The 13,091-nt window shown below is 35.9% G+C and carries 14 protein-coding genes; 8 read left to right on the forward strand and 6 right to left on the reverse strand.

All coding sequences use genetic code 11. The annotated features are described in order from the left end of the window. Nucleotides 1-33: 33 nt before the first annotated feature. The gene (locus D9O48_RS18800; protein ID WP_158624917.1) at nucleotides 34-207 is read right to left on the reverse strand and encodes a hypothetical protein; all 174 of its coding nucleotides are present in this window, start codon (nucleotides 205-207) and stop codon (nucleotides 34-36) included. Nucleotides 208-531: 324 nt separating this feature from the next. After that, nucleotides 532-2,127, reverse strand: coding sequence for a DUF6377 domain-containing protein (locus tag D9O48_RS16090; protein ID WP_126974007.1), 1,596 nt, complete (start codon nucleotides 2,125-2,127; stop codon nucleotides 532-534). 311 nt (nucleotides 2,128-2,438) lie between these two features. On the opposite strand from D9O48_RS16090, the gene D9O48_RS16095 reads away from it, so the two are divergent. The 6 genes from D9O48_RS16095 to D9O48_RS16120 all read left to right on the forward strand — a co-directional run bounded on the left by D9O48_RS16095 (nucleotide 2,439) and on the right by D9O48_RS16120 (nucleotide 6,923). Further along, complete coding sequence (locus D9O48_RS16095) at nucleotides 2,439-3,296, forward strand: hypothetical protein (protein WP_126974008.1); 858 nt, start codon at nucleotides 2,439-2,441, stop codon at nucleotides 3,294-3,296. 103 nt (nucleotides 3,297-3,399) lie between these two features. Continuing rightward, a complete protein-coding gene (locus tag D9O48_RS16100) occupies nucleotides 3,400-3,744 on the forward strand; it encodes a hypothetical protein (RefSeq protein ID WP_126974009.1) in 345 nt (114 codons plus the stop codon). Nucleotides 3,745-3,763: 19 nt separating this feature from the next. Next, entirely contained in the window at nucleotides 3,764-4,288 is a 525-nt protein-coding gene (locus D9O48_RS16105) for a methylated-DNA--[protein]-cysteine S-methyltransferase (protein ID WP_126974010.1), read from the forward strand. Between the two features lie 61 nt (nucleotides 4,289-4,349). Further along, nucleotides 4,350-5,084 (forward strand): SMI1/KNR4 family protein, encoded by a 735-nt coding sequence (locus tag D9O48_RS16110; protein ID WP_199750600.1) that lies wholly within the window; start codon nucleotides 4,350-4,352, stop codon nucleotides 5,082-5,084. 51 nt (nucleotides 5,085-5,135) lie between these two features. After that, nucleotides 5,136-5,936 carry a hypothetical protein gene (locus D9O48_RS16115; RefSeq protein ID WP_126974011.1) on the forward strand — a complete coding sequence of 267 codons (801 nt, stop codon included), beginning with the start codon at nucleotides 5,136-5,138 and terminating at the stop codon, nucleotides 5,934-5,936. Between the two features lie 156 nt (nucleotides 5,937-6,092). Beyond that, nucleotides 6,093-6,923 carry a helix-turn-helix transcriptional regulator gene (locus D9O48_RS16120; RefSeq protein ID WP_126974012.1) on the forward strand — a complete coding sequence of 277 codons (831 nt, stop codon included), beginning with the start codon at nucleotides 6,093-6,095 and terminating at the stop codon, nucleotides 6,921-6,923. 59 nt (nucleotides 6,924-6,982) lie between these two features. On the opposite strand, the gene D9O48_RS16125 is transcribed toward D9O48_RS16120, so the two are convergent. Further along, entirely contained in the window at nucleotides 6,983-7,486 is a 504-nt protein-coding gene (locus D9O48_RS16125; protein ID WP_126974013.1) for an SRPBCC family protein, read from the reverse strand. A gap of 251 nt (nucleotides 7,487-7,737) precedes the next feature. Between D9O48_RS16125 and ygiD the strand changes: the two genes are divergently transcribed. Both ygiD and D9O48_RS16135 read left to right on the forward strand, forming a co-directional pair. Continuing rightward, complete coding sequence (gene ygiD / locus D9O48_RS16130; RefSeq protein ID WP_126974014.1) at nucleotides 7,738-8,622, forward strand: 4,5-DOPA-extradiol-dioxygenase; 885 nt, start codon at nucleotides 7,738-7,740, stop codon at nucleotides 8,620-8,622. 469 nt (nucleotides 8,623-9,091) lie between these two features. Next, a complete protein-coding gene (locus tag D9O48_RS16135) occupies nucleotides 9,092-10,207 on the forward strand; it encodes an NAD(P)-dependent alcohol dehydrogenase (RefSeq protein WP_199750601.1) in 1,116 nt (371 codons plus the stop codon). Nucleotides 10,208-10,356: 149 nt separating this feature from the next. On the opposite strand, the gene D9O48_RS16140 is transcribed toward D9O48_RS16135, so the two are convergent. The 3 genes from D9O48_RS16140 to D9O48_RS16150 all read right to left on the reverse strand — a co-directional run bounded on the left by D9O48_RS16140 (nucleotide 10,357) and on the right by D9O48_RS16150 (nucleotide 13,066). Beyond that, nucleotides 10,357-10,668, reverse strand: a complete 312-nt coding sequence (locus D9O48_RS16140; RefSeq protein WP_126974016.1) for a hypothetical protein — start codon at nucleotides 10,666-10,668, stop codon at nucleotides 10,357-10,359. Between the two features lie 39 nt (nucleotides 10,669-10,707). Next, complete coding sequence (locus D9O48_RS16145; protein ID WP_158624918.1) at nucleotides 10,708-12,090, reverse strand: S41 family peptidase; 1,383 nt, start codon at nucleotides 12,088-12,090, stop codon at nucleotides 10,708-10,710. Between the two features lie 214 nt (nucleotides 12,091-12,304). After that, on the reverse strand, nucleotides 12,305-13,066 hold the full coding sequence (locus tag D9O48_RS16150) for a hypothetical protein (protein WP_126974018.1): 762 nt from the start codon (nucleotides 13,064-13,066) through the stop codon (nucleotides 12,305-12,307). Between the last annotated feature and the right edge of the window lie 25 nt (nucleotides 13,067-13,091).

Raw genomic sequence — 13,091 nt, forward strand, 5'->3', positions numbered from 1 at the left:
TTGCAAGAGCTGAAGAGCCGGTATACTTTCTGGTTAAACGAATCCGGCTTTCCGGGATGGTTCAAAATATCTTTGGTGAATGTCATGACGGGATATGTCACGGTCTGTACTTACTTTTTGGATAGTAATACCTGGATGGTTATTGAATATAGCAGGAGTTTGGAATACGCCTGATTCATGGAATTGGGTGAATAACAGTTTTTTCATCAGCAGCTTTTTGCAATCGGGTTTTAATAAAATGAACAACCTAAAAAAACGACATGCGTTCACGTTGAACAACTTTTAAAACACCAATGGAAATATTTGACGAAAAATAGTGTTAAGTAAATTTTGTATAATATTGAAAATCATACAAATAAAAACATATTAAATATAAATATTATAGAAAGATTAAAGACTTGAAAAGTCAGAATAATGAACGTACATGAAGGGTTCTGCAATAGAAAATCGTGTAGTGTATGAAAATATTGATCATCTACGTTTAAACACAGATAATCATGGGGGAAGATAATCTTAAAGAGTTTTAGCTGTTTAAATGGTTTTGATTTTCATCACCTCGTCTTCAAATGTTTCTACCGGAATGCGTGATTTATTTCGGATCCGGGACTTATAGCTATAAATTGTTTTAACTGAATAGCCGAGTATGCCGGCTATTTTCTCCGGATCAGTTACCCCGAGACGAGTTAACGCGTAGATACGTAAATCAGTATTTAAGAGTTCGCCTTCACGCAGAACAATTTGTTCTTCAGGGTGAAGTAGTGCATTCATTTCCTGTACAAAGTTGGGGAAAAGTTTAAGAAAAATGCGGTCAAAACTGAGTAACAGTTCTTCTTTTTCCTTCCGTGTATCTATTTTATTGAGATAATAAGTAATGTCTTCGTATCTGCGTTCTTTGATTTTTTGCTCAATGGTGCTTTTAATTTTGTCTAGTTTACTATAAAATTCAGAATCAGCGTTGAAGAAATACCCGATATACTCTTCTTTAATTTTATTAACTTCTTCTAATTTATCGTTCAGTTCTTCCAAACGGCGGTTTGATTCCTGTAATTGTTCAATGGCTGTTTTCTGCGCAGCGTTGGCTAAGCTTAATGCTGATTTAGCGTGTTTCAGTTTTCTAATCTGACGAGAGATGATCCAGGATAATGCAATTAATGCTAATACCAGAATCGTGACAACCACTGCATACTTTATTAATATAGCTTTTTGAGCCTCCATTGCAGCGATTCTTTCCCCTTCTATCAAAGGCAGAATCGTGCTTACCTGAAGTTGGCGTTGACGGGCACCATAATATTTTGCGTTGGCGATTGCTCCTTCAATACACATAGATGCATGCCGTAAGTCGCCCGTCTGATACAAAAGAACGGCCAGGTGAAAAATAGCAACAGTTTCTTTGGTAGTAGATTGTATATCTGCAATAGAAGCACGAACCAGTAATTCTATTGCCTTAGCTGTATCCGCCCGCTGAAGATATACGGTACTTAAGGTGGAGGCAGTAATAGCCAGTTGATGTTTTGATAATTCAGGCCAGTTGAGTAACTGTTCTAACTGGATGAGCCCTTCGTCCAATTTATTGGTTTTAAGAGCTTTTAATCCGGCATAATACTTATATTCAAATGATTCAGGAACAAAATAATGCAAAGCTGAATCGATATAAGTATTACCCAATTCATCATACTTAAAAGAATAATTGTAATCACTTACATAACCTGCCAGATCATAATAATACCTTGCCCAAAGTGAATAGTAAGTACCTTTTAAACTATCAGGAACCAGGTGCTTTTGTAAGGTAGATAAAGAATCATAGGTTTCTTTGAATAATCCTCCGGATAACAGTATAAAACTGAGTCTGATTTTTGCGGAAGCCTGGTAATTAACATCGTTCAGGCTATTAGCTATTTCAATTAAGCGATGTGCATAGGTATAAGCAGAATCATAATTATAGACTTTAAAAGCCTCGTATAATTTTTCATAATGCCTGAAAATAGTGGACGGGGATTGATCAGAGACTTGTAAGGCAGCGCGGTAGCTTTCGATTTGTTTTATTTTATCAGCTTCATATTTCGCCGCATTTTGCATGACGCCGTTCAATTGATGCATGAGTTCATCACTTCCTGCGATACTTCGCACACAAATTATCGTTAGCAGCATTATGCTGATAAGCACTTTTCTCATTTTCATGTTGGCTGTTAGCTGGTTATTTCAAATGTAAGATGATTCTATTATATAGAAAAGAATCATTCCTGAAGCAACAAAGTAAGTTACGAATTTAGTAGTGATTTTTTATCTTTTTTATTCAGGCTCTTTGCCAGAAATGTTACTTAGTACAAAATCAACACTAATTGCGAAAAGTATTCCTCATGCTACTAATCTGAAAAAAATAAAAAAATTAATAAACTATCTTTACCTGGCAGATCAGATTTACTACAATTTCACCATTTATGAGTTTCGATTTATTCTTTTATAAAAGGAAAAACAGCAATATAACTTGCGATGATATCAGCAATTATTTAACCCGAAAACTAACGTCTCCTAATGAGGACGAATATCAATGGTTCTTTGAGAACGACCGTACAGAAGTTTATTATTTTTTTGAAAAAAACGACCCTGCAGGAGAATTTTATGAAGGATTTGAAAATACCGGATTTGTTTTTAATCTGAATTATGCCAGGCCAGAGTTCTTTGGGTTAGAAGCTTTCGATTTTGTAACATACTTCGTAAACGATCTTGATCTTTATGTAATAAACCCTCAAACCAGTAAAGCTGCTCCTCATAAGCCCGGTAAAACAGAACTCTTTCAAACCTGGAATAAAGCTAATCTATATGCTTGCAGTCAATTCAATAATGAACAATCAGTTTATCTGCCGCCAGATCTGACTAATGCCATCTGGGTACATAATTATAATGTAAAACGGATGCAATATGAATTGGGAGCAGAATATTTCGTTTCAAAGGCATTCTTCTTCAAAAAATCAGATGGTGGCACACCAGTTACCTTATCTATCTGGACAGAACATTTTCCGAATGTATTGCCGGTTACAGATTATTATGTACTGGCACGAAAATATAAACGTTTTTTCAAAACTATTAAGGAAGTAATATTGTTATCAAAGGAGGATTTTAATGCTAAATTTTCCAGTTATTTTGAAGCTTATAAATACCCGGATACTATCATTATTCATCATGAAAAAGCAAAAGCTGCAGCAGCTTTGTTCAATAAAGTACGCACTGATTTAAATTTTGAAAAAGAGCTGATCAGAGTTCCGGCAGATTTAATTCTGAATATACCAGCTTCGTAAATGAGTATTACAAGTCTTATAAAATATTAACAGGAGCACCACATGAAGCTTACTGTTTTTTCAATACTTTTATATCCGCATTCTTTAACAGAAATGAGATAATATGAAAATGAAATTTATTGTATTTGGGGTGGCAGCTATTGTAGCAGTATTAACTACAGGTTGCAGGTTATTTCAGCCAAAGGAAGTACCTGTAACAAATAGTACGTCACAACCTGAATTAAGAAATCTGATCATTTTCTATGATGCTAAAGTGGGTAAAGAAGGTTTGCTGGAAGCAGTAAATCAATATGGTGCAAAGTTACTTTATGATTATACAAACTTATATGGCATTGCGGTTGCTGTTCCTGAAAATAAATCAATAAATGATGCCATTAAATATTTCAAGAAAGTAAATGGTGTTTTATCTGTAGAAAAAGATCAGCTACAATCAATTCAAATGCAATAATCCTTTAAGAACAATCAAGATGAATACGATCTATACCACTATTTATAAAAGTACTTTTGGCGAACTGTTACTCGGTGAATATGAAGAGCAGCTTTGCCTCGTAGACTGGAATTACCGTTCAAAACGTCAGCAGGTAGATGATCGGCTCAAAAGTTTTTTTAAGGCGGAGTATGTTGAACAACTTACGCCTTTGCATCAAAAAGCAATAGATCAGTTAAAAGAATATGCCGATCGTAAACGTACAGAATTTAATTTGCCATTGATATTTGCGGGTACAGCTTTTCAACAGAAAGTATGGAATGAATTACTCAAAGTTCCTTTCGGAAAAAGTATTTCTTATCTGGAACTGAGTCGCAGATTAGGCGACGAAAAGGCCATTCGTGCAGTAGCTTCGGCGAACGGTGCAAACGCTATTTCTATTCTGGTACCCTGTCATCGGATTATCGGCAGCAACGGAGAGTTAACAGGATATGCCGGCGGAACGGCGGTGAAACACAAGTTACTACAATTAGAAGGACTTATCCAGCAACAGGCATTGTTTTAGTAATCAATTAGTACGGTTGAATTTACCAATATAAAAATATTGTAGAATTAACACGTTTACTATGAATACAATGACCGCATTAGCTCAATTGCAATCTATCCTGAACGAAACTTACAGCTCGGAAGAAAATGGTGAATTTAAAATAGAGCTCAAAGAAGGCTTGTCAGATGATGAAATTCATCTGCTGGCACAACAACTTCCCACCCGGCAACTTCCTGCCGAAATTCATGAATTATTAAGATTTTCTTCGGGTTTTAAATTCCCTCCTTTTAAAGAAATCACTTTTGATGGAATCAGCCTCTTCGATATGGAGGAGTTTTTTCCTTATTCTGTTAAACTGACTACAGATATTTTTACTAATGTATGGATTGTTGACGTTGATCTACAGGGAAACTGGGGGAATGTTTTTTTTATCAGTCATGATCCGGCGGTGATAGTGAAACACTCAGAAAATTTATCACAATTCATTCAACATATCCATGAATTTGGCAAAGATAAAAAACTATCTAACCTGGATAAAATCCGTGAAAAAACGGTATTTGATATATGGGAACAAAAAGACGGTTTAATAAGCCTTGAACATGCACGTCAATCTGACGATCTGGTGTTGAAGGAGTTTGCTTCCCGCCTCGAAAATAATTATGTGATTGCCGATCTGAGAAATAAGCCAAATAAATCTGGTTTTGCATGGGGCAAGTTTGGCCCTTCCATACAAAAAACGATTCGCAACGGATCTAATACTTTATGGGGTATTGAAAGAAGAAAAGGGATATTATCAAAAATATTCAATCGCTAAACAAACTTTGTACTACTATAAATATACTCTATCATCTAAAACTATAGAAATATGAAATATATTGTTGTTTTGTTCTTAGTTATAGCTACTTTGATTTCCTGTAAAGAAAAGGCATCGTCCGTAGATCGAAGAGATACCACGAAGGACAGAGACTCGATGAACTTACAGCCGTTACCTCCCACCCCTGCAAAAGTAACGACATGGAAAGGAACTATAGATCATAAGATTCCGGTGGTTATTCATTACCAGACAGACAGCAATCTGATGATGGGCGAAATTACCTATCTCAGTACCAAACAACAGGAACCTATCAAACTGATCGGATTGATTCAGGACGACAATAATTACCGTTTTCAGGAGTTTGAAAAAACCGGTAATATATCAGGAGTGATCAATGTGAATTCAACTTCCGGTAAACTAACCGGTACCTGGATGTCGCCGGTTACCATGAAAGAACTACCGGTAGAACTTTTCGCTGTTGATACCAATTTAGTTGCAACGGCAGAAATAAAAGCAGACCGTAATACAGCCTTCGGTAAGTATGCCTATGAATATGGTAAAAAAGGATATAAAGGTTATTTTACTTTAAACAAAATTGATGAGATGAAAGCTGAGTTTGAAATTTCAGCTGTCACCAGTGAAGACAGAGGACTTAACCTGGCTGATGTAAAAAAGGATACCATTAACTTGCCAACAAACAACTTTACTTATGAAATTCCGCATAGCGGGAAATGTGGTTTCGGAGTAAAACTTTATAAAGATTTCGCCTATATATATTATACAAATGGCTATTGTACCGGTCAGTTTGGCCATAATGCCACAATTGAGGGTATTTTTCTGAAAGTAAAATAAATTTATTCCTGAATTGGTTTATTTTTCAGTTAAGCCATCTTAGGTTTGTATGAGTCAATGTGCAAATAAATAACCTTTCCGCAACAAATTGATGATCTTAAATGTTGCTTTAGAGGTAACTTATGATCACATTAATTCAATACTCAGTGAAATGGTATGAACGAAATTTTTAAAATATTCAGGGTAGACGCCACAGCGGCGCATAAAATTCAACAGTCAGTAAATGACCCGCACCATCACGACTTTGAAGAACTGATTATCGGTAGAGAAGGTCAACTAGAGCATTTTATAGACTTCCGGTCTAAATTAATAAATGCTCCTTTTGTTAGCTTTGTAACGCAGGGCAAATTACACCGCGTTCAACCCATAGTAAAAGATGGCAAATGCGACTTATGGGTTATTCGTTTTAAAAGTGAATTCATTGCCGAAACTACATTTCAGCTCTATTCCTCTTTTCATGATAATGCCAATATCAGTTTTGAACATAATAGTTGTTTTGAACGGCTGATTACTCTTTGTGAACTTATTTATCAGGAATACCAACAGGAAGCAGCTGATCTCGCCGTGATCAGACAATTATTAAGTACTTTATTTACTATTATTGAATCTGACAGACGCAAACTCAATCTGAATAGCGAAGAATCAAAAAAAATACAAAGTGCTACTTTTAAAAATTTTCTACGCCTTCTCGATGAACATTATAAAGAACCAAGAGATGTAAATTTTTATGCTGAAAAACTCTTTATGACGGTAAGAAACCTGAATCTTACCTGTCAGACTATACTCCATCAAAGTGTTTCAGAAATAATTGAAACCAGAAAACTCACTGAAGCAAAAAACTTATTGATTACTACTGATAAAACTATTTCAGCAATTGGTTTTGATCTGGGGTTTAAAGAAAAAACTTATTTCACTCATGCCTTTAAGAAAAAAACAGGTATGACGCCGAAAGAATTCAGAGAGGAAATGAATAAACTGCTTCCATAGTTGCTGATAAAAAAGAAGCTAAAGCAAGTGTAAAATTATAATCCATATACTTTTAATACTTATTTTTTTAGTGCTGACAATAGTGTATCAAGTTCATTCAATGTCATTGTAAATCCGTCTTTGAATCCCATTTGAAGGAGCATTTCAATATTGGCAAATGTTTGATGCCTTATAGTGATATCCGCTATTGTTGTTTCGTTTTGTTCAATGAGGTTCAATTCCCATTGTGAAGTTGGAAGTGCTGTGTTAATATTTTCGTCTTTATCAGCAAATGAAGACAACCAATTCAAATGGGTTGTGGGGTTTATCAACGTGAATTGCTGAATGCCCCAATGCTCCTGTCCTTCAGAATTTACCATAGCATAAAATCTGCGTCCGCCAACTGTGCAATCCATAATTTTTGTTTTGGATTGCAACGGTTTTGGTGCCCACCATTGATCAAGCACTTCGGCATTTGTCCATGCTTCCCATACTAATTCAATGTCTGCATTAAATGCCCGTTTGATGTTTACCGTGTTATTTTCTTTGTTGACAGAGAAGTCAAATAATAGATTGGTACTCATTTTTCGTTTTTAATGATGGAATACATAATCATCCGGTAGGAAATATAGCGCAACTATTTGGCTTCACAAATTTTTATTGATTTTTTGAAAGAACAGACACCTTAACTCATAAAAGCTTCAAACAAGGTACCTCTTCCTAAAAACACAACTTTTCTTCCGATTAGTGTTACCACGCCGAATAAACTTAAAATACCTTTGTAAGTAATCTGTATACCAGACAGACATGATTTTTTAAACAGCTTCTATTGATAATGAATCGAAAAGACTTTGTAAAGACAATGGCAATACTACCTATAGGTGCAGCGGCATACAAACTGAATGCATTACACAATGCAACGCAAAACTTTGAAGCAACGGAGAAAATGCCCGTTCTTTTTCTTGGTCATGGTAATCCGATGAATGCGATCGAAAATAACACTTTCACGCATGGGTTTGAAAATATCGGAAAATCCATTCCAAAACCCAAAGCAATTCTTTGTATTTCTGCTCATTGGGAAACCCGTGGTACTTTTGTCACTGCTATGGAAAAACCTAAAACCATTCACGATTTTGGAGGATTTCCACAGGCCTTGTTTGATGTACAGTATCCCGCACCAGGTAGCCCGGATCTTGCAAATGAAACACAGAAAATAATCCAGTCAACACAGGTAGGTTTAGACCATGACTGGGGCCTGGATCACGGTTGCTGGACGGTTGTAAAGTTCCTTTATCCGAACGCTGATATACCCGTCATACAATTAAGCATTGACTATACCCAGCCGCCGGCATATCACTATGCGCTGGCTAAAGAACTGGCCGCTTTGCGTAGAAAAGGCGTATTGATTATAGGAAGCGGAAATTCTGTTCATAATCTGAGGATGGCCGCATGGGATAAAATGACAACACCCGGTTATGGATATGACTGGGCAATTACAGCGAATGAAAAAATGAAAAAGATGATTACCGAAAAAGATCATCAGTCGCTCATTCATTTTAATAAACAGGGCCGTGAGTTTCAATTGGCAATTCCAACACCCGAACACTACCTTCCATTGTTATATACACTGGCTTTACAGGAAAAGAATGAACAAACAACCTTTTACAATGATGAACTGATAGCAGGTTCATTGAATATGCTCTCAGTGAAAATAGATTAAAAGAAGAGGTATTATCTGAATAACCACTACACCGTTCATATTTCATATTATTACGAATGAACAAATATTACCGAAACGTTTAGATACCTGTAAAGAGCTGTGTAGTGATTTCTACATTAAGCAATTGACTAAAGTCAGAAAGAAACTAAAGATTGACAAAACCCTGATTATTTCAAATACTAACATCTGTTAAAAAATCTGATTTTCAAAGAGATACCAGGTTTTCAGAAACGATTATCAGCGATCTGGTTCAGATAAAAGCGGAGAGTGTTTTTTTACAGTCAGCCTGTTCAGATTTTTGTTCTGTGGTTTATGGTGCCGGTAATTTGGTAATTAGCAGGCAAAGGCCCGTTCTGCTTAAAAACGACAGAAGTTTTTAGTACCGATAACAATTGACTAACGTAATCAGTAGAACCGGATGTATGGTTCAGAAGTTGTATATAAGATTATTGAATTTAAATCATCATATATGGAAATAACCGCAGCAGTTGTAAAAGAAAAAGGAGGTTCATTCAACCTTCAAAAGTTAAAGTTGGAAGAACCAAGACCCAATGAAGTATTAGTAAGGATTGTTGCTACAGGAACCTGTCATACGGACATGGCTGCCAGAGATAATTTTTTAGGTTCATCTGACTTCTTTCCTATTGTATTAGGACATGAAGGCGCCGGGATTGTTGAAAAAGTGGGCGCTGCCGTAACCGGATTAGCAGTTGGCGACCATGTGGTAATGACTTTTGGTTTTTGCGGACATTGCGTAAACTGTAAATCAGGAAAACCGGCCTATTGTGAAAAGTTTATGCCTTTGAACTTTGGCGGGTGTCGTTTAGATGGTTCGCATAGTCATCACGATCATGATAATAACGGCATAAAAGATAATTTCTTTTCACAATCATCTTTTGCAACATATGCAATCGGTGATCAGAATAATGTTATAAAAGTTCCCAAAGAAGCTCCCCTGGAAATATTGGGACCTTTGGGATGCGGCATACAAACAGGCGCAGGTGCCATCATTAATTCATTAAAAGTAAAAGCCGGGAGTTCAGTAGTAATTTCAGGATCAGGAGCCGTGGGATTAGCTGCCCTGCTGGCTGCCAAAGCCTGTTCTGCAACAACAATCGTTGCGGTAGATATTAATGAAGAGCGTTTAAATTTCGCATTAGAACTGGGTGCTACGCATGTAGTAAACAGCAAAAAAGAAAATGTGATTGAAGCCCTTCAAAAAATTGAACCAAAAGGATTTGATTTTGGCTTTGATACAACAGGCCGGAATGATGTGATTAATAATTCATTAGCTGTTTTGAAGTCTGCCGGTGAAATGGGCATTGTTGGAGTAGCGGAAAAACCACTTGAAATAGAAATGAATGGGTATGTTGCCCGGGGTATTCAACTAAAAGGAATTGTGGAAGGTGATAGTGTTCCTGGTGAGTTTATACCTGCAATGGTGAAAATGTATATGAATGGACAGTTTCCCTTCGATAAATTAATTAAGAAGTATAAGTTCGAAGACATTAATCAGGCAATTGATGATTCCGAACACGGAAGAACCATAAAACCTGTCATATTAATAGGCGAATACAATGGTTAATAATAGCCGTTTGAAATTCAAACGGGTTTCATCTGAAAAGCTGTTTCTTTCGAGAAACAGCTTTTTTATGACACAGACACTATCTGATAAGATACAAAAAAAAATTGATATCAGCAAATCGCATTAATAGGGTACGAATCAACTATATACTAACCGAAACGGGATACTTTTATATACTCAATGGCAGCCAGGTATTGGTCAGACACAGTCTCCCCTCTTTTCTTAGCCTCTTTCAACAAAGAGCCTAATACATCAGTTTTAAGTGTATGATGGAGTGATTCATATTTATGAATGCAACCTGATAATTCATTTAATAATTTTTCATATTGTTGATAAATATCGACCAGTTCTTTTGTTTTCTCACCTACCGAAACCACATCGATTTCTCCTTCTGACTGCCGGCATAAAACATCCAATGCCGTAACTAATGCCAGGTGTTTTTTATTGCTGATAGGTCGCATTTATTGTTTGTTTAATAAATAATCAAGTTTAAATCACACTTATGGAATAATTGTTTTAACTGCTACCGGAACTACTTTCCGTCTTGAATGTTTTTGTAATTCCTGTATATATACTGAAGAAGTTTTTTGAAGCTCAATATTTTTCCTCAATGGGTGTTTTTGATTAATTGTAACTACTCCGGTTATTTCCAGGGCTTTTTTGAGCAACACATCATCCGTATTTCCAAATTGTTTTAAAGGGAGATCTGTTATTTCATCTATAGAATAATCAGGGTATATTCCCCGTGAATAATCTCCCTGATAACTGGCATTATAGAGTTTAAAAACCAGCGGATGCATCACTACAAAATATTGCTGAGGAATTCGTTGGTCATTGATGGCAAATGAAGCCATATCTTTTCCCATAGTAGAATTGCCAATTACGATTACATCAATGTAAGGCTTCATGTTATTAATGAGTAATTCTGCCGCTGAGGCTGTTCTTTCAGATACCAATATAATTACTCTTTTCAGATGTAACCGATAAGGTAATAATGATGAAAAAGATGCAGTGGAATTGTTATTTTCACGGATGGTCTGTTCAAACGAACTTCGCCTCTCTCCTCCGTTTTTATTGGCCCTGTATATTACAAACAAATCATTTCCTTCTACGTTACAGAGTATAGCAGCAAGTTTAGCTGCTGATGAAACATCCCCTCCCGGATTATAACGCATATCCAATATCAGCTCATTCACATTCTGTTGTTTCAGCAATGAAATCACACTCAGTAATTGCTGATCAGCCGATGCATTGAACGTATTATAGAAAAGATAACCGGCTTTTGTATACCCATTTTCAAAGACATTACTGATATATACAGCAGGCTCTGAAAAACGATGCGAATTGATTTCAATATTCTTATCTGTTAGCCACTCATTGTTTTGCCAGATACCTGTAGTTAAAAGAAGCGTATTACCGCTTCTGATAGAATGAACAACCGTCTCGATATTCGAAAACGTTAGCGGTATGTTGTTAACGAAAAGAAAATAATCGCCTCGTTTCAACCCTTTTAAATCAGCCGGACCACCCGGCACCACCAATGTAATAATACCGGTTAAACCACCTGATTGATATGGCATCTCCAATAACTCATATTCAAATCCATACCAGGCAAAAGAAGAATATTCTGTATTTAATTGATCCGGATCATAGATATAGGAAAAACGGTCTTCCTTGCTTAATAATGTGTTAAAAAAAGCAGTTGGCGTATTTTGGTCAACAGCATCGGTGGGAATCTTTTCATTCCAGTAGTAATATACTTTCATACTATCCATTATCCATTGATTGAGGTCTGATAACACAACTGTACTTCTTTCCTTTTTACAGGCAGTTGCGACCAGCACCAGCAGAATAATATAGTTGAGTTTACTACCGCGAAACATATTACTTAAATTATATTCAATTGATATTGTGTTGTTAAGGCAAATAGCTATGTTGAATAGAAGCTCTTTATAGAAAATAACAATTTTTTTTGACCGGCAAAACATAATGATAACATGAAATCATATTTTTTTGCTAAGTTTGTATGCCTTTTTAAAGTAATTTTAAAAGAGCATAACAACTTAGCCACTCTATGGTATGATAGAGTGGCTTTTTTTATCTTAACGCCGAAAAAATTGTTTCTGCCAGATAGTAAGGATAGAGCTCATCACCAACATTATAGAATTTCAACAAATAAGTGTTCGGTGCGCCTGGCCAGTAGCTACCCAAAAAAAGAAATCCGAACAGCTCTCTCCCATCAAATAATATTTCTTTACTCTCTGCATCACGAATAACCATCATTCCTCCATTATTGAAAACGTCTACCGGAATTTTATGATAAGATGATATTTTATTATAAGGAATATCATTGAATTCAGCGATTATTTTATCCGGATCCATTCCGGATGCATCATAAATAATCAGGTCAATGTCTTTATTAAAACTTATAGGTGTTGGATCTATATTTAAAAATCCTATTGTTACATAACCGTTTTCGTGCGCAGGAATTTCATTAGAAAATCCTGTAAAGAATAACGGATCAGACTCACTATCCAATTCAATTAATGAAAATGTATAAGCAGGAGACTTTGCCTGCCAGTCAAAATGAAGTACAGTATCAATAAAGAAATCTTTTAATCCTGCCTGCGAAATTCTGAGCCTGTGCTCACCTGCTACAATTGTTACGTTGCTTAATGCTACAGAACTACTGATACTGTCTTTCAATAGTTCTTCATCTAACCATACATCGAATTTTTTAACAGATGCGGTGGTATTGATTGACAGAGAAGTAAAAGTTGGTTTTTCTAAAAAGTTGTTCTCTTTAGTACAGGAGAAGAAAACGGTAACAACGAGTAAGAGAGAAAATACTTGTTTCATTTGTATCTTTTTAAATAACCCCTAT

Source organism: Gynurincola endophyticus, from assembly GCF_003991195.1.
In the GTDB taxonomy this organism is placed as follows: domain Bacteria; phylum Bacteroidota; class Bacteroidia; order Chitinophagales; family Chitinophagaceae; genus Gynurincola; species Gynurincola endophyticus.